The organism is Mangrovicoccus ximenensis (genome assembly GCF_003056725.1).
GTDB lineage: Bacteria > Pseudomonadota > Alphaproteobacteria > Rhodobacterales > Rhodobacteraceae > Mangrovicoccus > Mangrovicoccus ximenensis.
Genome location: NZ_QBKZ01000024.1, coordinates 18911 through 40532 on the forward strand (window position 1 = coordinate 18911; position 21622 = coordinate 40532).

The window sequence follows — 21622 nt, forward strand, 5'->3', positions numbered from 1 at the left end:
CCTCTTTCCCGCGGGCCCGGCTGCGTCCGGGCCCGCGCCTGTTTCCGGGGGACCCATGACCGACCTTGCCTCGCCGCCGACCGGCGCCATCCGCGACAGCTACATGGCCGAGCTGCGCCGCCGCAGGCTCTATGGCGGGCTGGCGCTTCTGGTCTTCGCCGCGCTGATGGCCGCGGGTTTTCGAACCGCCAATGACCGCAATGCCGGCGGCTTCCTCGACGGGCTGCACCGGGTCGGCGACTATCCCGCGATGGTGCTCTCCGAGGCCTGGGAGAAACGCGCCCAACTTCCCGCGAAGCTGCTGGAATACCTGCCCGATCTGGTCGAAACGCTGAACATCGCGGCCGTCTCCACCCTGGCAGGGGCGCTGGCCGGGACGGTGCTGGCCTTCCTGTCGATCCCCGGGCTCGCGCCCTGGCCCCGCATGGTGCCGCTGTTCCGCCGCCTGATGGATCTGATGCGCGCGATCCCCGAGATCGTCATCGCGCTGATGCTGATCTTCGTGCTCGGCGGCGGGCCGGTCCCGGCGGTGATCGCCATCGCCTTCCACACCGCGGGCGCGCTCGGCAAGCTGTTCTCGGAGGTCGCCGAGAATGCCGATGCCAAGCCGGTCGAGGGGCTGGCTTCTGTCGGCGCGGCCTGGGGCCAGCGCATGGCGCTCGGCGTGCTGCCGCAGGTGGCGCCGAACTTCCTCAGCTATGCGCTCCTGCGCTTCGAAATCAATGTCCGCGCCTCGGCGATCCTCGGCTTCGTCGGCGCGGGCGGGATCGGCTACGAGCTGAAGAACGCCATGGCCTGGGGGCCCGGCCGTTTCGGCGATGCCGCCGCGATTTTCGTGCTGCTCTTCGGCGCGATCGTGGCCTTCGACCAGCTCTCGGGCCATGTCCGCCGCCGTCTCGTCGAAGGAACCCGCACATGACCGCAATCGATGCTGGCGACCTGCGCGCCTCGGCAAGCCGCCTGTTCCGCCGCAAGCAGCTGGCCGGCTTCGGCCTGCTGGCCGGCGTGGTGCTCTATCTCGCCTATGCTGCCTTCGCCTTCGACATCGCCGGGCTGATGGGCCGGGCGCGCTGGGAAAACGCGGCGGTTCTGGCCTCGGACAGCTGGAGCTACAAGACCCATGTCGAGCGGCAGCACCGTTCCGGCGAGATCGAGATCGCGATCGAGGGCGAGCGCCGCGGCACCTATCCCCCGGGCGAGGCGCCGGACTGGATCGGCCTCGGCGATGCCGTCACGGTCGATCTGGGCCATGGCGCGGTGGCGCGGCTGCTGCCCGGCAACGTCACCGAGATCGACATCCCGGATTACGGCACCGCGCGCCTGGCGCTGGAGGGCCGCGACATCTCGAACGATTTCGGCGACGTGCCGCCCGGCTGGGTCAGCGCCTCGGACAAGCGGGTGATGGTCACCCTGCCCGGCGCGCGCGTGACGATGACGCCCGCCCGGACCGAGATCTTCCGCTATTTCTTCGGCTGGGACCTGTTCTGGTTCACCCTCGACAGCCCCTATTACGGCCACGGACCGGGCGAGATCCTGTTCGGCCCGCGCCTCGACCCCGAGCGCGGCAACATCGCGGGCGCGGCGCAGGACTGGTGGACCAACGCCGTCTGGCACCACAAGGACGTCGCCTGGGCGATCTGCGAGACGATCCTGATGGCCTTCCTGGGCACCTTCGGCGCGGCCCTCGTGGCGCTGCCCCTGGCCTTCCTCGCGGCGCGGAACTTCACGCCGGTCTGGCTGGTGCGCGGGCTGTTCCGCCGGGTCTTCGACTTCATCCGCGGGGTGGACTCGCTGATCTGGACGATCGTGCTGGCCCGCGCCTTCGGGCCCGGCCCGCTGACCGGCGCGCTGGCGATCCTGGTCACCGATGCGGGCACTTTCGGCAAGGTCTTCTCCGAGGCGCTGGAGAACATCGACGGCAAGCAGGTGGAGGGCATCCGCTCCACCGGCGCCAACGGGCTGCAGCGCGCGCGCTTCGGGGTGCTGCCGCAGATCGTGCCGGTGCTGGCCAGCCAGGTGCTGTATTTCCTCGAGTCGAACACCCGCAGCGCGACGATCATCGGCGCCATCACCGGCGGCGGCATCGGGTTGCTGCTGACCCAAGCGATGCAGACCCAGAAGGACTGGGAAGAGGTCGCCTATTACATCGTGCTGATCGTGCTCATGGTGATGGCGATGGACTGGCTTTCGGGCAAGCTGCGCGCCGCCCTGATCGGCCGCGGGCGCGGACACTGATGCCGCGCCTCGGCCCCGATCCGGTCCTGCATCCCGATTGCGAGATCTCGGAGAGCCGCTTCGGCGCGTTCTGCGAGATCGGCCGCGGCAGCCGCCTGTCGCGGGTCGAGATGGGCGATTACAGCTATTGCGACCGCCATGCCGAGATCGCCAATGCGCGGATCGGCAAATTCGCCAACATCGCCGCCTTCTCGCGGATCGGCGCCACCGACCATCCGCTGGAGACCGCCGCCTGCCACCATTTCCTCTACCGCTCGGACGACTACTGGGACGATGCGGAGCCGGATGAGGCATTCTTCGCCCGCCGCCATGCCCGGATCGCCGAGATCGGCCACGACAGCTGGATCGGCCATGGCGCGATGGTGAAACCGGGCGTGACGCTCGGCCATGGCGCGGTCGTCGCCTCCGGCGCGGTCGTTACGAAGGACGTGCCGCCCTACATGATCGTCGCGGGCGTCCCGGCGGCGCCGCTGCGCGAGCGGCTGCCGCGGGAGCTGGCGGAGCGGATGATCGCGCTTGGCTGGTGGGACTGGGACCACGGCCGCCTGCGCGCCGCGCTGGAGGATTTCCGCAGGCTCCCTGCCGGGGCATTTCTGGACCGCTACGGAGGCTAGTCCTCGCCCAGCGTCAGCGTGATCCGTTCCCCGGCCCACCAGGTGCGGCCATGCTCCACCGGCTGCCCGTCCGGGCCGAGATTGAGCGCGGTCGTGCAGAGCAGCGGCGCGCCCTCCGGCAGTTCCAGCTGGAGCCCCTGCGTCGCGCTGGCCGGCACGGCGGTGATCCGAGTCCAGGCGCGGGTGTAATCGGCGATCCCCGCAGCATGCAGCGCCCGGGTCACCCCCTGCCCTCCGGCCAGCGCTTCGGCGATGCCGCGCGGTGCAGCATCGCACGGCTTTCGGCATCGAGCGGTGCGATCTGGTCGAGCAGCCGCCCCCCCGCATCCGCATTCAGGCGCACTTCGGGATGATCGGCGAAGCGCGCCGCCTGCACCGCGCGGGCGGCGGCGACGCGCTCCGCGATCACGGCCGAGGTCTCGCCCGAGGCAGGCAGGTCGAGATCCTGGAACTGGACGGGGGGCACCTCGATGCGCAGGTCGAACCGGTCCATCAGCGGGCCCGAGATGCGGCCCAGGTAATCCTCGCCGCAGCCCGGCGCGCGGGTGCAGGCGCGTGCTGCATCGGAAAGATAGCCGCAGCGGCAGGGATTGGCCGCCGCCAGCAGCATGAAGCGGCAGGGATAGCGGACATGGGCATTGGCTCGGGCAACCATGACCGATCCGGTCTCGATCGGCTGGCGCAGGGTTTCCAGCACCTGGCGGGGGAATTCCGGGAATTCGTCCATGAAGAAGACGCCGTTATGCGCCAGCGAGATCTCGCCGGGCTTGGCGCCCTTGCCGCCGCCGACGATGGAGGGCATCGAGGCCGTGTGATGCGGATCGCGGAACGGCCGCGCGCGGGAGATTCCGCCCTCGTCGAGAAGCCCCGCCAGCGAGTGGATCATGGAGGTCTCGAGCGCTTCGCCCGCGGTCAGCGGCGGCAGCAACCCGGGCAGCCGCGCCGCCATCATCGATTTTCCCGAGCCCGGCGTACCGATCAGCAGCGTGTGATGCCGTCCGGCGGCCGCGATCTCGAGCGCGCGCTTGGCCCGTTCCTGGCCCTTTACCTCCGACAGGCAGCCGACGTCATGGCCCGGCAGCACTTCGCCCGGTTCCGCAGGGGGCAGAGGCGACTGGCCGGTGAAATGGCGCACGACATCCGACAGCGACGCCGCGGCCAGAACCTCGGCGCCGCCGACCCAGGCGGCTTCGGCACCGCAGGCCTTGGGGCAGACGAGGCAGCGGTCCTCCTCGGCAGCGGCCAGCGCGGCGGGCAGGGCGCCCACGACCGGCACCAGCGAGCCGTCGAGCGACATTTCCCCCAGCGCCAGGGCCCGTTCCACCGCGTCGCGCGGCAGGATGTCGAGCGCCGCGAGCAGCGACAGCGCGATCGGCAGGTCGAAATGCGATCCGACCTTCGGCATGTCGGCGGGCGCGAGATTGATGGTGATCCGTTTCGAGGGCAGGGCGATCGACATCGCGCTCAGCGCGGTGCGCACCCGGTCGCGCGCCTCCGACACGGCCTTGTCCGGCAGGCCGACGATCGAGAAGGCCGGGAGGCCGGGGGTCACCGCGCATTGCACTTCGACGGGCCGCGCGTCGAGCCCGTCGAAACTTACCGTGAAGGCGCGTGCGACCATGGCCCCCTCCCGCCGCTGACGGCGGAGCGTGGCCCCGGCTTGGTTAACGGGCGCTTAACGCAGCCCGGTCAGGCCTGTGCCAGCTGCTTTTCGCGGCGGATCACATAGGCGATGCAGCAGAGCCCGGCGACGACCGAGATCAGCATCAGCCAGATCAGCGGCAGCGCGCCCGACTCCTCGGTCAGCACCACGCCGGCCAGTGCCGATAGCCCGGCGCCGCCGCCGATCATGATCGCGCCGCCGACGCCCGAGGCGGTGCCCGCGAGCTTCGGGCGCACCGACAGCATCCCCGCCGTGCCGTTCGGCATCACCAGCCCGTTGCCGAGGCCGACCAGCGTCATCGAGCCGAAGAACACCGCGACAGTCGCCTCCCCGGCATAGAACAGGCTCAGAGAGACCAGCATGCCGAAGCTCGAGATCAGCCCGCCGGCCACGATCATCGCATTCAGCCCGAAGCGCACCGAATAGCGGCCCGACAGCCCGTTCCCGGCCATGTAGCCGACCGCCGGGGCGCCGAAAAAGAGGCCGAGCTCGGCCGGGGTCAGGCCGAACACCACCGATCCCACGAAGGGCGCGCCGCCGAGATAGGCGAAGAAGGCGCCCGAGGCCAGGGTGGTCGACAGGCAGTAGCCCCAGAACCTGCGCGAGGTGAAGAGCTCGGGCACGTCGCGGAACTGTTCGCGGAAGCCGCCCGCGGCCTGCGCGGGCGCGGTTTCGCCGAGATCGAACCAGACCAGCGCGAAGACCGCGATGCCGCAGATCAGCAGCGCCTGGAAATTCGCCTGCCAGCCGAAGGCGGAATCGAGCAGCCCGCCCACCACCGGCGAGACCATCGGCACCAGCGCCATGCCCATGGTGACATAGCCGATCCGCGAGGCCGCCTCGTTCGCCGGGTACATGTCGCGCACGATCGCGCGGCTCAGAACCATGCCGGTGACGATCACGGCCTGCGCCATGCGGAAGCCGAGGAAGATGCCGACCGTTGGAGCGAAGAGCGTGCCGAGCGTGGCCAGGCAGAACAGCGCGCAGGAGACCAGCAGTACCGGCCGGCGGCCGAACCGGTCCGAGATCGGTCCGATGCCGAGCTGCAGCAGCGCGTTCATCGCCAGATAGACCGTGACCGAGGCCTGCATCAGCGCGTAATCCGTGCCGAAATGCTCGGTCATGCGCGGCAGCGAGGGCAGGTAGATGTTCATCGTCGCGGCCGACAGGCCGGCGATGGTCACGAGGGTGAAGATGTGGGGCGGGGTGCGCCTGTCGAGGAAGCGCGAAGGCTTGGCTTGCATTGTTCCTCACATGCCGTCAAAGAGCGGGCTTGTCCATGGCTGCCATGCCGCATGCGCGGCGGGCGAGAAGGGGGCTTGGCGATGCGCCGCTGGCAGGTGACCCGCGATACGGGCTGCGTGACCCTGTCCCGACCGGGACGGGCGCGCTTCGATGTCGGCGCTGCGGCGGAGTTTCCGGCGCTGCGTCCGGTCGTTCTGGCCCATGAGATCCGCAAGGATCTGTGGCGGATGCTGCAGGATCTGCGGGGCTTCTCGCCGGTGGTCGAGATCCGCGTGGCGGCCCCGGGGCTTGCGGTCCGCGCGGGCGGCATGCTGGCGGGACAGGGGCGCCTGGCGCCGGGCATCGAGGAACGGATCGCCGGGCTGCTGGCCGATCCGCAGAAGCGGGCGCGCTGGATCGCCCATGCGAGGTTGAGATGATAAAGCACAAGGGCTTCCCGGGGCGCTTTCCCGGGACCGATTTCCAGTTCACGATCCGCCGCGCCAATCCGCGCGGCGTGACGCCGATCACCCGGCGCGAGCGGTTCAAGGACCGCAAGGCGGTCGACAAGGCGGTGGACGAAGCCTTCATGGCCGCGCTCTGGGAACATTTCGGCGAGGAGCCCTTCGAGCGGGGCAATCTCGATGCCGGGCGTCTGTCCTGGCTGTTCGGCCGCGAGGTCGTGCCTGCATCGGAGCCTTTCGATCCGTCGGATTACGAGGCGCTGCTCAGGATCGATGTCGACGCGGCGCGGCTGTCCTTCCCGGATATCTTCTATTGACGGACTCGGGGCGGTGACTCGGCTGCTGCCCTGAACGGGCGGCAGAGCCCGTCCCGTCCCGATCCTGCCCGGTTTCGCGGCATCCGCCTGTTCAACTGGCGGAGCGATGGGCATTGCCGGGAATGAGGTAACCTGCGGCCAACCTTTCCGTGGGCGGGCGGCGGAGCTGGGCGCAAGCTGATCCTGCGCCGAGGTCACGTGCGGCGCAAGCGTACGAGTGTTCCAGTTACCCCTTCCTCTGACAAGCGGCCACGGTCTGCCCGACCGGGCCGCTTTTTTTCCGGCGCTCAGGCGCTGCGGCGGCGGCGGCGGTAGATCGGCCGCCCCCAGATCAGCGCCAGCACCCAGCCGGTCAGGAAGCCGCCGAGATGGGTTTCCCAGGCCAGCTGGCCATGCAGCAGCAGGTAGAAGACGACATTGTAGGCGACGAGGATGAAGAGCGCACGCCAGATCTCGCGCATGCCCTCGCCGTAATGGCGCCGCTCCTGGTAGCCCCAGGAGATCCAGACGCCGAGCAGGCCGAACAGCGCGCCCGAGGCGCCGACCATCGGGGTGGGCGAGTTCGAGAGCGCGCCATAGAGCGCCGCGCCGCCGATCGAGGTCAGCAGGTAGGCGGTCAGGAACTTGGCGGTTCCGGCCTGGCGGGCGATCTCGGTGCCGAAGCTCGACAGCGCCAGCATGTTGACCAGCAGATGCAGCCAGCCGGCATGGAGGAAGGCGTAGGTGACGAACATAGTCACCGGCTGGAGCGTGAAATTCGGCGTCCAGTCGCGCAGCAGCGGCGCGTAGAAGGCGAAGTCGTCATAGATCCAGCCGCGCCAGTAGGGCGAGCCGAACAGGCGGAAGTCCGAGGCCTGGAGCACGGCCTCGATGGCGCAGTTGACGGCAATCAGCAGGATGACGGCAATCTGGGGCTGGCGGGTCTGGGTGGGCGCGCTGGTGGGCAAGGCATCCTCTGACATGTCAGCCGCGGGTTCCGCCCGAAGATATGCCGATGCGGAGGGGGCGCAAGTCCCTAGTTTCCTTGCGCCCGCCGCCGGTCACTCGGGCAGGAAGCGCGGCAGCGGCACCAGCACGTCCTTCATGATCGCCTGCAGGCGGCGGTCGGCCTCGGCCTCGTCGCCGTTTTCGATGTCGATGACGAAGCGGACGATGGCGCCGTCCTTGCGGTGGATGGTCCAGGCGTCCTTCAGCACCGACAGCTTGGTGAGGAAGTCGTTGGTCATCCGCTTGCCGCGTTGCTCGAACCAGTAATAGACCAGCTGGTTGTGCATGCCCTTCTGGATCACCGCGCGGTTCAGCTCGAACACGCCGTAGCCGACATCGGTCATGTCGACCTGGTAGGGGGCGAGGCTGTAGACCTCCCAGCCTCCATTGGGCAGGCAGACCTCGGGCGAGTGCAGCCCGCCGCCATTGGTCTGGTCCTGGTAATAGGCAGAGAAGAACTGGAAGGTGCTGCCGTCGAGCGAGTTGCGGTAGGTCGCGGCCACGTAGTCATCGGCCCCGAGCACGGTCTCCACCGCCGGGTCGAGCCGGGTGAAATCGCCGTACCAGGACCCGAAGCTGCGCGGGAACATCATGTAGCTCTGCCGCTCGGGCACGATGATCTCGGGCTCCTGCAGCCGGTTCCAGGCGACCGAGACGCCGACCGTCAGCACCGTCAGGGCGATCAGTGCCGCGCTGGGGACGACCGCGAAGATGCGGCGCGCCTCGTTGGCCAGCCCGTGGGTTTCCAGGTCGATGGCCTGGCTCAGCGGCAGCGGGTTCGGCGTCAGCCGCTGCAGGCCCATCGCCATCAGGAACAGGAGGCCGACGCAGGCGAGGAAGATCACCCAGCCCTCGAAGAAATGCAGGAAGCCTCGGCCTGCTCGATCCCGTAATAGTTCACCAGGATCCCGATCATGCCGATGCGGAAGCTGTTCATCAGCACGGTGATCGGCGCCGCCGACAGCAGCATGACCGCCTTGTGCCAGAACGGGCCGCGGTAGAGGATCGAGAACAGGTAGGAGAAGCTGAGGATCGGGAACAGGTAGCGCAGCCCCGAGCAGGCCTCGGCGACCTGCAGCTTGTAGACGCCCAGATCGATGATGTTGCCGTCGAGATAGACCGGGATGTTGGCCAGCTGCACCACGGCGACGCCGATCTCGGAGGAAATGCCCTGCAGGAAGATCGACAGCTTCCAGTAGAACAGCTGCGGCAGCGGCAGCATGAAGACGAGGTGCAGCACCGGGGCCCAGTGGCTCTTGCCGCGGTCCCAGCCGAAGCAGATCAGCACCAGCCCCATGATCCAGATGATCAGCGCATAGCAGACGATGTCGGCGACATCGACGATATTGCCGACCACGGCCAGCGCGATGGCGAAGAGCGAGACCGCCACGCCCGGCCAGCGCAGCCGCACTTGGTCGGGGACGGGGGGCGTGTGGCGCAGCTCGCGCAGGAAGAGATAGAGCGAGATCAGCGGGATCAGCGGACCGTGGCTGTATTCGGGGGTCACCCAGGCGCGGGCCAGGGCGGTGAAGCCGTACCAGAACACCGGAAGCGACGCGACGACCGCAAGGACCAGCCAGGCGAAACCGTGCCAATTCACCGAAACCGGCGTGTTCTGCGGTCCCACTCTTACATCCGTCGAATCCACTGACATTCCAATGCCTCTTTAACGAAAAGCCCGGGAACCAGCTATAAAGGCCGAGTCCCGGGCAATCACCTGATAATTGGGTGAAGTGCGGAATTTTCCCTAGCGCCTGGCGGAGAAGCTCCGGGTCAGCGTCAGGAAGACCGCATTCGACATGGAATCGCCGTCGTCATCCTCCATCCGGGTCTGGTGGCGGATGCCGGTGGAGACCGCCCAGTCGCGGGTGATCGTCTGGTCGTACTGCGCCGTCAGGGTCAGCCGGGTCAGGCTGCGGTCGTCGAATTCGTCCTCCAGATCCTGCTCGCGCCCGGCAAGGGCGGAGAGGGTGAAGGACGAGACCGGGTTGATCGCCTTGGTATAGGCGGCATCCAGCGCGAGGTTCAGGCGGTCATTGAGGTCGTCATTGACCGACAGCTGCTGGCTGAGGCCGATGTTGAACTGCGAGGTCGGCCCCGCGGTCACGTAGTCGAGCTGGAAGACCGGGCTGACATCGGAGGCGTCGGTGACGCTGGCCCCGGCCTCGCCCGAGAAGCTGCCGGTGGGGGTGTCGAACTCGCGTCCGACCATGACGTCGGTCTTGGTGCCGCCGGCATAGTTGCTTGCGTTTGCGGAGGCGTAGATGTTGCCGTTGGGCAGGTCATGCGTCACCGACAGGCCGCCGACGACGCCTTCGCGGGTCGTCGAACTGCGGCTGGCGTAATCGGAATCGACCTGCTGGTAGCCGATATTCGCGTCGATCGTGGTGATCGGGCTGATATCGGCCTTGGTGCCGACGCGCAGCGATGCGGATTCCGACTGGTTGCCGTTGCCGCGGTCGTTGTTGTAGCCGGAGGCCTCGACATAGATCTCGGCGGTCTCGGTCACGTCGAAGCCGACCATCGCGGTCAGCTGCTGGTACTCGCGGTCGACCAGCCCCGATCCGCTGTCCGTGTCGTGGTAGCTGATGTCGGTGGCGCGCCCCGACAGGCCGAAGCGGATGGGACCGTCGCCATTGATGTTCAGGGCGAAGCCGCCGCGCATCAGGGTGCGGCGGCCGCCGCCCCGGGTGTCGTCGAAGCTGCCGTCGTCATTGAAATACCGCAGCGGGTCGAGGAATTCGACATCGGCGTCATTGGCAAGGAAATTGAACGAGAAATCGCTGTCGTCGATGCTTCGGGAATAGTTCAGGTCGACCGAGCCGTTGTCCAGGTCGGTCTGCGTGCCGCTTTGTGGCAGATCGGCCACGCGCAGGTCGCCGGACACGTTGCCGACCAGCCGGTCGACCGGCGTGATGCTGGAAATCCCGAAGCGCAGCGTGTTGGTCCAGAGCAGCGCATCGCCCGGAGACTTGTCGGCAAGCGCGTAGTTGTCGTTGCCTTCGAGGGAGCTGCTGATGCTGGCGGACAGGATGGTGCCCTGCTGGGCCTGCTGCGATGCGGCCGGGAGCGCGATGATCACAGCGCCGCCGGAGACGGCGCTGGCAAGAAGGGTGTTGCGGATCACGTGGCGTGCTCCGTCATTCGAACAGGCGGCGCTGCGGCACCAGGATCACGTCGCCATCGGCCATCGTGGTTGCGCCGGTGATCTGCGCGCCTCGGGAAATCGCGCGGTAGTCGAAACGGTAGATGATCTCGCGGCCGTTGCTGTCGGTGCGGCGCAGCTGGATGCGCTTGGTGGCGGCGAAGTTGGTGAGGCCGCCGCCCATCGACAGCGCCTGCAGCAGCGTGGTGCCCTCGGGGATCTCGAGGCGGCCGGGCGCGTTGACTTCGCCGAGGAAGTAGACTGCGATCAGCTCTTCGTCATTGACCGTCTGGGTCTGCGGCGACAGCTGGGACAGGTTGACGAAGACCGTCGGCGCGGCGGCGAAGTTCGGCGACAGCGCGCTGGTCAGGTTGGCCTGGACCTGGCTGAGGGTGCGGCCCGAGGCCTGGATGCTGCCGGCGAAGGGGAAGCTGATGCGGCCGTCGGGCAGGACCAGAACGCTGCGGTTGAGTGCCGGGTCTTCGAGCACTTCCACGGAGAGCGTGTCGCCCGGTTTCAGCGTGTATTGCTGCGCGAATGCCATCGCGCCGGCGAAGATGAGAAAAATTGCTGCGATAATCGGTCTGAACATGCCGTGCCTCGTGCCAGGGGTGCCTTTGGGGCTTCGGGCCGAGCTTAGACCGCAGCAGATGCGAACCCAACCGCGTCAAGGCCCTGTGGCGCAGGAAAGCGCCGCGGCGTATTCCCGCGGCCACAGTTTGCGCCAGGCAGGGCAGGCTGTTGCGCCCCGGCCCGCATGGCGGGCCGGGGGTTGCGGATCAATTCGGCGTTTCGGCGGCTTTCGCGGCCGCGGCGTCGCGGGCGGCCTGCAGCTCGCCGATGCGCGCGGCATTGCCGGCATCGGTCAGTTCGATCGCCCGGTCGTAGATGACCACCGCATCCGCGGGCCGTCCCGACGCCTCGAGCGCGGCCGCGTAATGCTGCTGGACCATCGGATCGGCGGTCAGCGCGGCGGCAGCGTTCTGCAGGTAGGGCAGGGCCTCCTCGACATTGCCCATCCGGTAGGCGATCCAGCCGTAGGTGTCCTGGAAGGCCGGGACCTGCGTGCCCTTGAGGCGGCGCGCGATCACGTAGGCGCGGTTCAGGTCCTCGTGGCTGTCGCGGTAGGAGGTGATCAGGCTCGCCAGGTTGTTGGCGACGATCGTCGAGTTGCTGTTGCGGTCGTAGAGCTGCTGGTAGATCTCGATCGCGCCCTCGACATTGCCGGCCTTCTCTTCGAAGCCCGCCTTCTGCCACAGGAGGTTCATCGAGTCCGGCAAGGCCGCGATGCCTTCGTCCAGCGCGGCCAGGGCAGCGGCGGTGTCGCCGGAATTGGACAGGGTCGAGACATAGGCGCGCCAGACCAGTTCCTGCTGCGGGTTCTTGTCGAGCAGGCTGCGGTAGACCTCGGCGGCCTCGCCGTACTTGCCCTCGACCCCGAGCAGGGCGGCGTTGAGGAAGCGCAGGCCGTCGGACTCGGGCGCATCGGCCAGAACCTCGTCCATGAAGGCGCGCGCGGCGGAGACGTTGCCGTTCGACAGATGGGTGCGGATGATCGCCGCCTGCGCCATCAGCGCGGTGGAGTTGTCCTCCATCATGCCGCGCAGCAGCTCCATGCTCTCGTCGGTGCGCTGCATGCGGACCAGGATGGCGGCCTCCATCTGCGTGGCCAGCGACTTTGCCTGCGGGTCGTCGGAGGCGGCGAGGCTGCGGACGATCTGCTCGGCACGCGACCAGTCGGCCATCCCGATGTAGACCTGCGACAGCAGCTGCAGCAGGCCAAGGTTCGAGGGCGTGCGGCGCACGGCCATGGTCAGCACGTCGCGGGCGGCCTGGTACTTCTCCTCGGCAATCAGCAGCTGGGCGAAGCGGCTGCTCTCGTCGGCGGCATAGGCGGACTTCTCGGCGGCGATCTGGAGGTTCTCGCGCATCAGGTCGCGGTTGCCCTCGCGTTCATGCGCGCGGGCCATCAGCGTGTTCAGCGCGGGGTCGCGGGGCGCCTGGTCCATGGCGGTGCGCAGCGACAGGATGGCATCGCCGACCCGGTCCTGGTCGATCCGCCGCTGTGCCTGCAGCTTGAGCGCTTCGACATGGCGGGGGTCGGTTTCCAGGACGGCCTCGACGATCTCGGAGGCTTCGTCGCTGGCGCCGGTGGCCTGCAGCATCCGGGCCAAGGTCACCTGGGCGTCGCGGTTCTCGTCGTCGATCTCTTCGTCGCCGATCTCGCCGAGCAGGGTGCGCATCTCGGCGATTGCCTGCTCGCGCTCTCCGCTGTCGAACAGCGTGCTGGCGCGCAGCGTGCGGAACATCTCGTTGTCGAGCCCTTCCTCGACATAGGCGTCGATCTGTTCGAGGGCCGCTTCGGTGCCGTTCACCTGCAGCAGGAACTGCACGTATTCGACGCGGGGCAGCACATCGTCGTCCTTGCGCTCGACATCGGCCTTCATGAACTCCTCGGCCGACACCTTGTCGCCGTTGGCGAGATACCAGCGGACCAGCGCGAGCTTGAAGGTCTTGTCCTCCGGGAAGACGTCGACCCCCTTCTTCAGCACGTCGCCGATGCCCTCGGAGTCGTTGAGCTGGCTGAGCAGCTGCAGCTTGAAGTTGTAGTAGCGCTTGTCCTCGGGATAGATCGCGATCGCCTCGTCCAGCAGCTCGAGCGTGCCGTAGGAGTCATTGAGCGCGACCGAAGCGTCGATCAGGGCGTTGCGGGCGTGGAACAGGGTTTCGTCGTCATCCAGAAGCGCGCGGGCCTCGGTGCGGATCTCCTCGATCCGGCCGTTGTCGCCGTTGCGGCGCGCCGCGCGAAGGTCGCGCACCAGGAGGAGGGCGCGGACCCTCGGGCTTTCCGGGTCCAGCCTGTCTGCGGCGTCGAGATTGCTGTCGAGCCGGTCGAAATCGCCGAGCGTGGCGGACATTTCCGCCGCCAGGATGCGCGGTTCGAAATCCTGCGGATGCTGCTGGGCCGCGAGCAGGTACTGTCCGTAGGCGTCCTGGAGGTCACCCATTTCCCTGCGCAGCTCGGCATAGGCGAGCCGCGCCTCGAGATGCTCCGGCATCAGGTCGAAAATGCCGCGCAGCTCCACTTCTGCGCGCTGCAGGTCCCCGGCCTCGATCAGGGCCTCGGCATTCTCGAACTTCCGCTGCGCTGCCTGCTCGCTGTCCTCGCAGGCGGCAAGGGAAAGGATCAGAGCCGAAGACAGCAATGCGGTCCCGATCTTGCTGGTCAGTGACATAAGTGCCTCGAATTCTTTTCAATAGTCTTGAGCCAAGGCCGCCGGACGGCAGGCCCGAAGCCGCTATGCATCTATATAGCAGAAAACGCCGCGCACGAAGCGCGACGAAGACGACATCAACGCGATGTTACGTTTGGTCAGCCGACAATGCGCGGTCAGGCGCCGGTGCCCCGGCAGATCGCTCCGAAAGTCTTGAAAATCACGCGCAGGTCCGTGCGGAAGCTCAGGGCGCGGTAATAGTCTTCGTCGTAATGCGAGCGGGCGGCAAAGCTGGTTTCGTGGCGGTCGCCGATCTGCCAGAAGCCGGTGACGCCCGGGAGCAGCATGTAATAAGCCTTGCCCGGATACAGTTCCCGCTGCGACGGCAGCATCGGCCGCGGTCCGACCATGCTCATGTCGCCGATCAGCACGTTGAGGAACTGGGGAAGCTCGTCGATCGAGGTCTTGCGGATGATGCGGCCGACCAGCGTGATGCGCGGATCGTTGCAGAGCTTCTGCTTCTCGTCCCATTCGCGCTTGGCGTCGGGATTGGAGGCGAGGTGCTCCAGCAGCCTGGCTTCGGCATCCGCGACCATCGAGCGGAGCTTGAACATCCGGAACTGGCGGCCGTCCTTGCCGACGCGGATCTGGACGAAGAAGGGGTTGCGCCCGTCAAGGGCGACCAGGAAGGAGAAGATCAGTATGACAGGCAAGACGACAGGCAGGCTGCATACTACGAAGACAATATCAAATACTCGCTTAAATGTTCCGCGGTAGCCGGATAGGTGTGGTTTGAATTCGACAATTTCGCACGCTTCGTGCGCTGCCGACTGAAGATGAATGGTCACGCCAGATCACCTCATGGAGTGTACAAATGTTTTCATGCTTCAGAGATTGATTGCGTCAGACCAATGCCCTGCTGTTACTCCGGACAGTTCTAGCAGAGTTTTCAGATCGATCAATCAAGCGCTTAATTTTATGGAAAAGAAGGTTAAGTCCTCGAAGCCTGCCAAGCATATGTAATAATTCAACAAAAGACTTGCTTCGCCAGTCTGGGCCGCGTGGCATGGTTGTGTATATAGTTAATATCTTTGGGAACATGGTGGGCGTTTGCGGAAATTTACACGATTCTGGACGATGGCAGCCCGTCCGGAGCGCAGCGGGCGGGGCCAACGGGGGCGAGTCGCCGGCTTGCGACCTTTTGCTGCGAAGTTGAAAAACCGCAGAGACCTCGCCTTGCATTTGTGCCACCCGTGCCGGACCGGGCCAGCCTGGTTTTGACGGAATCTTGTTGAAGATGCCGGGATTGCCGGGGACATCGGCGGGACGGGCGTGTAAGCTGGGACACCATGAACAAGACGGCACCAACGGAAATCTACAATTCCCATTTCGGGTTTGCAGAACGGCCTTTCACGCTGCTGCCCGATCCGGAATTCCTGTACTGGTCGCGCGAGCATCGGCTGGCCTTCACGATGCTGGAATACGGCATGATGACCCGCACGCCGATCACGGTGATCACCGGCGAGGTCGGGGCCGGAAAGACGACGCTGCTGCAGTACCTTCTGCGCTCGATCACCGAAGATGTCGACATCGGCCTGATCTCGAACGCCCAGGGCGGCCGCGGCGAGCTGCTGCAATGGGTGCTGCACGCCTTCTCTGTGTCCTTCGATCCGAACTGCAGCTATGTCCAGCTGTTCCAGCTGCTGCAGGACCACATGCTCGAGGTCTACGCCGAGGGGCGGCGGATGGTGCTGATCATCGACGAGGCGCAGAACCTGACCCCCGAGACCGTCGAGGAACTCAGGATGCTGACCAACATCAACAGCAACAAGGACGAGCTCCTTCAGCTGGTTCTGGTCGGCCAGCCGGAATTCCGCGAGATGATCCGGCGCCCCGAGCTGCGGCAGTTCCTGCAGCGGGTCGGGGCCAGCTTCCATCTCGGGCCTATGACCGCCGAGACCGTCGTCGAATACGTGGCGCACCGGCTGCGCTTCGCGGGCGGCACCGGGACCGAGATCGATCCTGCGGCCATCCCGCTGATCCATGAGGTCACCGGCGGCGTTCCGCGGCTCGTCAACCAGATTTGCGATCTGGCCCTTGTCTATGCTTTCGCATCCGAACAGCCTGCCGCCACCGAGGAAACGATCCGCTCCGTCCTGAGCGACGGGGTCTTTCTCGGCGGCTACGCGTCCTAAAGGAATAAAGCGCGATGAGAATTGATTTCTCTTACTACATTTCGGTCTTCTGGAGACGGTTCCACTATTTCTTCGTGATCGCCTCCTGCTTCACGGTGATCGGGCTTGCCGTGGCCGTCATGATGCCGCCGGAATATTCCTCTTCCGCGCGCCTGCTGGTGGAATCGCCGCAGATCTCGGACCGCCTGGCCTCCTCGACGGTGGAGGTGGTGGCCAACGAGCAGCTCCAGGTGATCGAGCAGCGCGTCATGGCGCGCTCCAACCTGATCGACATGGCCACCGAGCTGGGCGTGTTTCCGAACCAGGCCTCGATGACTGCGAACGACATCGTCACCGAGATGCGCGAGCGGACCCAGTTCACCATCTATGGCGGCCGCAACCAGGCAACCTTCGTGGACGTGTCCTTCCGCGGGGCCGATCCCGCTGTCGTTGCCCGGGTCGCCAACGAACTGGTCACCCAGATCCTTGACGTGAACGTGCGCCTGCGGACGATGGCGGCGGGCGACACGATGGACTTCTTCAAGGAGGAAGTGGCGCGGCTGAGCGCGGAACTCGACCAGCAGAGCGCCCGCATCCTCGACTTCAAGACCTCCAATGCCGAGGCGCTTCCGGAGAACCGCGACCTGCTGATCGACCGGCAGGGCACGCTGATGGAGACGGTGCAGGGGCTTGAAGCCCGGCTCGAAGCGCTGCGCGAGCAGCGCAAGAATGCCGTCGAGCTGTTCGAGGCGACCGGGTCCGTCGGCTCCGGCTCGGCGATGACGCCGGACGAGGCGGCCCTGGCCGATGCGCGCCGCGAGCTCGACAACGCGCTTGCGGTCTTCGCGCCCGACAATCCCCGCCTCAAGGTTCTCGAAGCGCGGGTCCGTCAGCTCGAGGCGCGCGTGGCCGGCAGCATGGGGGCGGCCGAGGGCGGCGCCCAGGCTGTCTTCGACGCCCAGCTGTCGCAGGTCGATGACCGTATCGCGGCAACCGAGCGCAACATCGAGGAGAGCCGCGAACAGCTGGCGGCGATCCAGGAGAGCCTGGGCAAGATCCCGGCCGCGACCGTCACGCTCGACGGGCTCCAGCGCGACTACGAGAACACCCAGTCGCAGTACCGCGACGCCGTCGCGCGGCTTGCCGAGGCGGAGACCGGCGAACGGATCGAACTCGGCGGCAAGGCGCAGCGCATCTCGGTGGTCGAACAGGCGACGCGGGCAACCGAGCCGTCGAAGCCCAACCGTCCGGTGATCGCTGCCGCGGGTCTCGGGATCGGGTTGTCCCTGGGGCTCGGCTTCATCGTCCTGCTGGAACTGCTGAACCGCTCGATCCGCCGCCCCGCCGAGATCAGCGACAAGCTGGGCATTGCCACCTTCGCGGTGATTCCGCTGATCCGCACCGAGCAGGAAACCCGCTGGCGCCGGATGGTAATCATGTCCACCGTCCTGCTGCTCTTCGTGGCGATTCCGCTGACCATATGGGCCATCCACATGTATGTCGTGCCGCTCGACGTCTTCGTCGAAAGCGTGGTGAACAAGCTCGGCATGAGCGTTTCCTTCAGCAATTGATCCGCAGCGGCCGGAGTCGAAGAGGACAGACCGATGGAAAGACTTCAGAACGCCCTGCACCGCGCCCGTGAAAAGCGCGGGGAAGCAGCCGAGAGCACGATGCGCACGGCCAAGCCGCGCAGCGGCGGCGGGGGCGGCGGCAACAGCGCGGAAATCGCGGCACGCTGGGAGGCGCTCAAGCCCTTCACCCCGAACCCGCGCGCGCTGCAGCAGACCCGCGTGGTGTCGTATTTCGGCAAGCAGCAGGCGACGCCCTTCGACCTGATGCGCACCAAGGTCGTGCAGCAATGCAAGGCCAAGGGCTGGAAACGGCTGGTGGTGACCTCGGCGACGCCGAAATGCGGCAAGACCACGGTCACCGCGAACCTGTCCTTCTCGCTCGCGCGGCAGACCGACCTGCGGATCATGGTGATCGAGCTCGACCTGCGGCGCCCGAGCCTTGCCAAGGTTCTGGGGCTGAAGGAACCGCATTACTTCGCCAAGGTGCTGGCCGGGGAGGAGCGCGCCGAGGATCACCTTGTCTGCCATGGCGGCAACCTGGCCTTCGGCACCAACCTGGCGGCCGAAGCGAACTCCTCCGAGCTGCTGCAGAGCATCAAGACCCGCGAGACGCTGCAGGCGCTCGAAGAATACTACAAGCCCGACCTGACGATCTTCGACACCGCGCCGCTGCTGGCCAGCGACGACACGATCGGCTTCCTCGAATATGTCGACGCCGCGCTGCTGATCGCGGCCGCCGAGCAGACCACGATCGAGGAACTCGACGTCGCTGAAAGCGAAGTCAGCGAGATGACCGAGGTGATGGGCGTGGTGCTCAACAAGTGCCGCTATTCGGCCGGCGGCTACGGCTACGAATACGGCTACGGCTACGGGTACGGACAGTATTGACGCCGGTTGGCGGCGGAGGAGCAGGGCCCGGGGCGCAGGCAGCGTCCCGGGCCCTTCTTCATTGCGGCGGCGGCCGCGGCTTTCCGCCGCGCCGCGACTTGCTGGGGAGGGGTGCAGCCTCTATGTGCTGCGCATGAAACTGTCTTTCGCCTCCCTGCGCCGCAAGCCGCGCGTGAACGTGGTCCATCTCCAAGGTGTGATCTCTTCCCAGACGCGCGGCAGCGCGCTCAACGACCGCAGCCTCGCGCCGCTGATCGAGAAGGCCTTCTCGAAGGGAAAGCCCGCGGCGGTGGCGCTGGTGCTGAACTCGCCGGGGGGCAGCCCGGTGCAGTCCTCGCTGATCGGCGCGCGCATCCGCCGCCTCGCCGAGGAGAAGCAGATCCCGGTCCATGCCTTCGTCGAGGATGTCGCGGCTTCGGGCGGCTACTGGCTGGCCTCGGCCGCCGACCATATCTGGGTCGATCCCTGTTCGGTCGTGGGCTCGATCGGCGTGATCTCTTCCTCCTTCGGCGCGCATGAGCTGATCGCCCGCCACGGGATCGAGCGGCGGGTGCATACCGCCGGGCGCTCCAAGAGCATGCTCGACCCGTTCCGCCCCGAGAAGGACGAGGACATCGCGCGGCTCGACGGCATCCTTTCGCAGATCCACGATGCCTTCATCGCCCATGTGAAGGACCGCCGCGGTGCCAGGCTGCCCGCAGAGGCGGACCTGTTCACCGGCGAGGTCTGGGTCGGGCAGAAGGCGGTCGAGCTCGGCCTCGCCGACGGCCTCGCCCATCTCAAGCCGAAGATGCAGGAACTCTACGGCGAGAAGGCGGCCTTCACCGTCTTCGCCAAGCGGCGCGGGCTGATCCCCTTCGTCGGCGCCCGCATCGCCGGAGACCTCGGCCTCGCGATCGAGGAGCGGGCGCTCTTCGCGCGTTACGGGCTCTGAACCCGTGATCAAGATCGTCACCTTCTTCCTGATCGGCATGGCCATCCTGGCGATCTTCGGCCGACTCCGCTTGCCCAGGCTGCCGAAGCCCCGGGGCAGAACGAAACTCAAGGCACCGCGCCGGTGCCCGCGCTGCGGCGGCTTCATCGTCGGCAGCGGACCGTGCAACTGCGAGGAGCGCGACACGTGATGATGGACTGGGTCTATACCGGGCTGGGATTGGTGATCCTGGTGCTGGCCGGCGATGCTCTGGTGAAGGGGGCGGTGAACCTCGCGCTCCGCCTCGGCATTCCCGCGCTGATCGTCAGCCTGACGATCGTCGCCTTCGGCACCTCGGCGCCCGAGCTGCTGATCGGCATCCAGGCCGTGCTGGACGATGCGCCGGGCATCGCGCTCGGCAACGTGGTCGGCTCGAACACCGCCAACATCCTCCTGGTGATGGGCATCCCGGCGCTGATGGCGCCGATCATGACCGGCGCATGCGACACGCGGAAATCCTATTACGGGATGCTCGCGGGCAGCTGCCTGTTCATCGCCATCTGCTTTCTCGGCCCGATCACCTGGATGCATGGCGTCGTTCTTCTGGCGGCGCTGGTCGCCGTGCTCTGGGACCAGGCGCGCGACGCCCGCGCCCACCGCAAGGCGATGACTGCCGAGGAGGAGATCGAGGAGGTCGAGGGCGCCGACCCGTCGATGCCCGGCTGGAAGATCGGGCTCTGGCTGGTGCTGGGCCTCGTCGGCCTGCCGATCGGCGCCGACCTGCTGATCGAGGGCGCGGTCAACATCGCCCGCGATTTCGGCATCTCCGAGACCGCCATCGGCCTGACCCTCGTCGCGGTCGGCACCTCGCTGCCGGAGCTCGCCACGACCGTCGTCGCCGCGCTGCGCCGCCATGCCGAGGTCGCGCTCGGCAATGTCATCGGCTCGAACGTCTTCAACCTTCTGGGCATCATCGGCGTCACCAGCTTGGTCAAGCCGATCCCGGTCGACACGCAATTCCTGACGACCGATCTGTGGGTGATGCTCGGCGCCTCGGTGCTGATGGCGCCCTTCGTGCTGATGGGCAAGAACATGACCCGGCCGGTCGGGGCGCTGCTGCTGGCGCTCTATGCGGGCTATCTCGTCGTCGTGCTGGGCTGAGGAGGGCAGAGATGGGCGTTGCGCTGGTAACCGGAGCGGGCAAGCGGCTTGGGCGGAGCATGGCGCTCTGCCTGGCGCGGCAGGGGCATGACATCGCGGCGCATTACGCGAGCTCCGCCGCCGAGGCCGAGAGCCTCTGCGCGGAGGTGCGCGCGATGGGGCGGGAGGCGCGGGCCTTCCGCGCCGACCTGACCCGCGAGGAGGAGATGCAGGCGCTGGTGCCCGCCGTGGCGGAGGCCTTCGGGCGGCCGTTGACGGTGCTGGTGAACAACGCCTCGATCTTCGACTACGACAATATCCGCAGCGCCACCCGCGGCAGCTGGGACCGGCACATGGAAAGCAACCTGCGGGCGCCTTTCGTGCTGATCCAGCACTTCGCCGCGCAGGTGCCCGAGCCGGTCGCGGACGATCGCGGAGAGCCGGTGGCGCAGGGCCTCGCCGTCAACATGATCGACCAGAGGGTGCGCAAGCTGACCCCGGAATTCATGACCTACACCCTGGCCAAGATGGGGTTGTGGACATTGACCCAGACCGCGGCCCAGGGGCTTGCGCCGCGGGTCCGGGTGAACGCGATCGGCCCGGGCCCGACGCTGCAGGGCGCCCGCCAGAGCGATGCGCATTTCGCCGGGCAGCGCGCCGCGACCGTGCTCGGCCGCGGGTCCAATCCCGAGGATATCGAGCAGGCGCTGCTTTATTTCCTGACGGCGCGGGGCGTGACCGGACAGCTGATCTGCACCGATGGCGGCCAGCATCTCGCCTGGCAGACTCCGGATTTGCTTGGCGTAGAGTAACCTTTCCCCGGCCAGTTGTGCACCGGTGAAAGAGGGCGTCATAAATGCATCAAGGAATTGTTAGAATTCTCAAAATCTTAAGGTGTGTCTGAAAATCTTTTCTTTGTTTTCAGACCCTTGAAATTTAGCCCAAGAAATGGGCAATCTGTGGAAAGACAGGTGAAACAAGGGAAAAACGCATCTACCCAGAACTTCTCCAGAGAGTTATCCACAACTTCGGTGGATTTGTTCTCTCTTGAGCTCGCTCCGGAAACGCGGCA

General features: G+C 66.7%; 22 protein-coding genes. 12 read left to right on the forward strand and 10 right to left on the reverse strand.

The window, feature by feature from the left end; translation table 11 throughout:
• The first annotated feature begins 55 nt into the window (after positions 1-55).
• The 3 genes from phnE (C7T91_RS26030) to C7T91_RS26040 are packed head-to-tail and all read left to right on the forward strand — an operon-like array spanning position 56 to position 2849.
• Positions 56-919: a phosphonate ABC transporter, permease protein PhnE gene (phnE, locus tag C7T91_RS26030; RefSeq protein ID WP_108262597.1), complete on the forward strand. Its 864-nt coding sequence runs from the start codon at positions 56-58 to the stop codon at positions 917-919.
• On the forward strand, positions 916-2235 hold the full coding sequence (gene phnE, locus C7T91_RS26035) for a phosphonate ABC transporter, permease protein PhnE (RefSeq protein WP_108262599.1): 1320 nt from the start codon (positions 916-918) through the stop codon (positions 2233-2235). The genes phnE (C7T91_RS26030) and phnE (C7T91_RS26035) overlap by 4 nt, the downstream gene beginning before the upstream one ends.
• Positions 2235-2849 (forward strand): LbetaH domain-containing protein, encoded by a 615-nt coding sequence (locus C7T91_RS26040; protein ID WP_108262601.1) that lies wholly within the window; start codon positions 2235-2237, stop codon positions 2847-2849. The genes phnE (C7T91_RS26035) and C7T91_RS26040 overlap by 1 nt, the downstream gene beginning before the upstream one ends.
• Here C7T91_RS26040 and C7T91_RS26045 read toward each other — a convergent pair.
• The 3 genes from C7T91_RS26045 to C7T91_RS26055 form a co-directional block, all read right to left on the reverse strand.
• On the reverse strand, positions 2846-3073 hold the full coding sequence (locus C7T91_RS26045; protein ID WP_236638516.1) for a UTRA domain-containing protein: 228 nt from the start codon (positions 3071-3073) through the stop codon (positions 2846-2848). The genes C7T91_RS26040 and C7T91_RS26045 overlap by 4 nt on opposite strands.
• The gene (locus C7T91_RS26050; RefSeq protein WP_108262605.1) at positions 3070-4470 is read right to left on the reverse strand and encodes a YifB family Mg chelatase-like AAA ATPase; all 1401 of its coding nucleotides are present in this window, start codon (positions 4468-4470) and stop codon (positions 3070-3072) included. Before C7T91_RS26050 ends, C7T91_RS26045 begins: the two co-directional genes overlap by 4 nt.
• Positions 4471-4538: 68 nt before the next feature.
• Positions 4539-5756, reverse strand: coding sequence for a multidrug effflux MFS transporter (locus C7T91_RS26055; protein WP_108262607.1), 1218 nt, complete (start codon positions 5754-5756; stop codon positions 4539-4541).
• A gap of 81 nt (positions 5757-5837) precedes the next feature.
• On the opposite strand from C7T91_RS26055, the gene C7T91_RS26060 reads away from it, so the two are divergent.
• Complete coding sequence (locus C7T91_RS26060) at positions 5838-6176, forward strand: hypothetical protein (protein ID WP_108262609.1); 339 nt, start codon at positions 5838-5840, stop codon at positions 6174-6176.
• Positions 6173-6517, forward strand: coding sequence for a hypothetical protein (locus tag C7T91_RS26065; protein ID WP_108262611.1), 345 nt, complete (start codon positions 6173-6175; stop codon positions 6515-6517). The genes C7T91_RS26060 and C7T91_RS26065 overlap by 4 nt, the downstream gene beginning before the upstream one ends.
• A 287-nt stretch (positions 6518-6804) precedes the next feature.
• Here the strand turns inward: C7T91_RS26065 and C7T91_RS26070 are convergent, their stop codons facing one another.
• The 7 genes from C7T91_RS26070 to C7T91_RS26095 form a co-directional block, all read right to left on the reverse strand.
• The gene (locus C7T91_RS26070) at positions 6805-7464 is read right to left on the reverse strand and encodes a rhomboid family intramembrane serine protease (RefSeq protein WP_161556118.1); all 660 of its coding nucleotides are present in this window, start codon (positions 7462-7464) and stop codon (positions 6805-6807) included.
• 93 nt (positions 7465-7557) lie between these two features.
• The gene (locus tag C7T91_RS37055; protein WP_236638517.1) at positions 7558-8349 is read right to left on the reverse strand and encodes an exosortase C-terminal domain/associated protein EpsI; all 792 of its coding nucleotides are present in this window, start codon (positions 8347-8349) and stop codon (positions 7558-7560) included.
• Positions 8346-9131: an exosortase gene (xrt, locus tag C7T91_RS37060; protein ID WP_236638518.1), complete on the reverse strand. Its 786-nt coding sequence runs from the start codon at positions 9129-9131 to the stop codon at positions 8346-8348. Before xrt ends, C7T91_RS37055 begins: the two co-directional genes overlap by 4 nt.
• Before the next feature lie 120 nt (positions 9132-9251).
• Positions 9252-10631, reverse strand: a complete 1380-nt coding sequence (locus C7T91_RS26080; RefSeq protein WP_108262615.1) for a hypothetical protein — start codon at positions 10629-10631, stop codon at positions 9252-9254.
• A gap of 13 nt (positions 10632-10644) precedes the next feature.
• Positions 10645-11241, reverse strand: coding sequence for a polysaccharide biosynthesis/export family protein (locus C7T91_RS26085; protein ID WP_108262617.1), 597 nt, complete (start codon positions 11239-11241; stop codon positions 10645-10647).
• Positions 11242-11428: 187 nt separating this feature from the next.
• Positions 11429-13885 (reverse strand): tetratricopeptide repeat protein, encoded by a 2457-nt coding sequence (locus C7T91_RS26090; RefSeq protein ID WP_108262619.1) that lies wholly within the window; start codon positions 13883-13885, stop codon positions 11429-11431.
• A 155-nt stretch (positions 13886-14040) separates the two neighbouring features.
• Entirely contained in the window at positions 14041-14712 is a 672-nt protein-coding gene (locus C7T91_RS26095; protein WP_108262621.1) for a sugar transferase, read from the reverse strand.
• Positions 14713-15213: 501 nt separating this feature from the next.
• Here C7T91_RS26095 and C7T91_RS26100 point away from each other — a divergent pair.
• The 7 genes from C7T91_RS26100 (at position 15214) to C7T91_RS26130 (ending at position 21362) form a co-directional block, all read left to right on the forward strand.
• Positions 15214-16059: an ExeA family protein gene (locus C7T91_RS26100; RefSeq protein ID WP_108262623.1), complete on the forward strand. Its 846-nt coding sequence runs from the start codon at positions 15214-15216 to the stop codon at positions 16057-16059.
• Positions 16060-16073: 14 nt separating this feature from the next.
• Positions 16074-17609, forward strand: a complete 1536-nt coding sequence (locus C7T91_RS26105) for a GumC family protein (protein WP_108262625.1) — start codon at positions 16074-16076, stop codon at positions 17607-17609.
• Positions 17610-17642: 33 nt separating this feature from the next.
• Positions 17643-18497: a CpsD/CapB family tyrosine-protein kinase gene (locus C7T91_RS26110; protein WP_108262627.1), complete on the forward strand. Its 855-nt coding sequence runs from the start codon at positions 17643-17645 to the stop codon at positions 18495-18497.
• Positions 18498-18630: 133 nt separating this feature from the next.
• A complete protein-coding gene (locus C7T91_RS26115; RefSeq protein WP_108262629.1) occupies positions 18631-19431 on the forward strand; it encodes a S49 family peptidase in 801 nt (266 codons plus the stop codon).
• Positions 19432-19435: 4 nt separating this feature from the next.
• Positions 19436-19621: a hypothetical protein gene (locus C7T91_RS26120; RefSeq protein ID WP_108262631.1), complete on the forward strand. Its 186-nt coding sequence runs from the start codon at positions 19436-19438 to the stop codon at positions 19619-19621.
• A gap of 2 nt (positions 19622-19623) precedes the next feature.
• The gene (locus tag C7T91_RS26125) at positions 19624-20571 is read left to right on the forward strand and encodes a calcium/sodium antiporter (protein WP_108263091.1); all 948 of its coding nucleotides are present in this window, start codon (positions 19624-19626) and stop codon (positions 20569-20571) included.
• An 11-nt stretch (positions 20572-20582) separates the two neighbouring features.
• Positions 20583-21362: an SDR family oxidoreductase gene (locus C7T91_RS26130; protein WP_108262633.1), complete on the forward strand. Its 780-nt coding sequence runs from the start codon at positions 20583-20585 to the stop codon at positions 21360-21362.
• Positions 21363-21622 lie beyond the last annotated feature (260 nt).

Coding starts and splice junctions, on each gene's coding strand:
- C7T91_RS26065 (WP_108262611.1), top strand. CDS start 6,173: ATGATAAAGCACAAGGGCTTCCCGGGGCGCTTTCCCGGGACCGATTTC.
- C7T91_RS26105 (WP_108262625.1), top strand. CDS start 16,074: ATGAGAATTGATTTCTCTTACTACATTTCGGTCTTCTGGAGACGGTTC.
- C7T91_RS26085 (WP_108262617.1), bottom strand. CDS start 11,241: ATGTTCAGACCGATTATCGCAGCAATTTTTCTCATCTTCGCCGGCGCG.
- C7T91_RS26060 (WP_108262609.1), top strand. CDS start 5,838: ATGCGCCGCTGGCAGGTGACCCGCGATACGGGCTGCGTGACCCTGTCC.
- phnE (WP_108262597.1), top strand. CDS start 56: ATGACCGACCTTGCCTCGCCGCCGACCGGCGCCATCCGCGACAGCTAC.
- phnE (WP_108262599.1), top strand. CDS start 916: ATGACCGCAATCGATGCTGGCGACCTGCGCGCCTCGGCAAGCCGCCTG.
- C7T91_RS26130 (WP_108262633.1), top strand. CDS start 20,583: ATGGGCGTTGCGCTGGTAACCGGAGCGGGCAAGCGGCTTGGGCGGAGC.
- C7T91_RS26050 (WP_108262605.1), bottom strand. CDS start 4,470: ATGGTCGCACGCGCCTTCACGGTAAGTTTCGACGGGCTCGACGCGCGG.
- C7T91_RS26055 (WP_108262607.1), bottom strand. CDS start 5,756: ATGCAAGCCAAGCCTTCGCGCTTCCTCGACAGGCGCACCCCGCCCCAC.
- C7T91_RS26110 (WP_108262627.1), top strand. CDS start 17,643: ATGGAAAGACTTCAGAACGCCCTGCACCGCGCCCGTGAAAAGCGCGGG.
- C7T91_RS26115 (WP_108262629.1), top strand. CDS start 18,631: ATGAAACTGTCTTTCGCCTCCCTGCGCCGCAAGCCGCGCGTGAACGTG.
- C7T91_RS26100 (WP_108262623.1), top strand. CDS start 15,214: ATGAACAAGACGGCACCAACGGAAATCTACAATTCCCATTTCGGGTTT.
- C7T91_RS26090 (WP_108262619.1), bottom strand. CDS start 13,885: ATGTCACTGACCAGCAAGATCGGGACCGCATTGCTGTCTTCGGCTCTG.
- C7T91_RS26125 (WP_108263091.1), top strand. CDS start 19,624: ATGGACTGGGTCTATACCGGGCTGGGATTGGTGATCCTGGTGCTGGCC.
- C7T91_RS26040 (WP_108262601.1), top strand. CDS start 2,235: ATGCCGCGCCTCGGCCCCGATCCGGTCCTGCATCCCGATTGCGAGATC.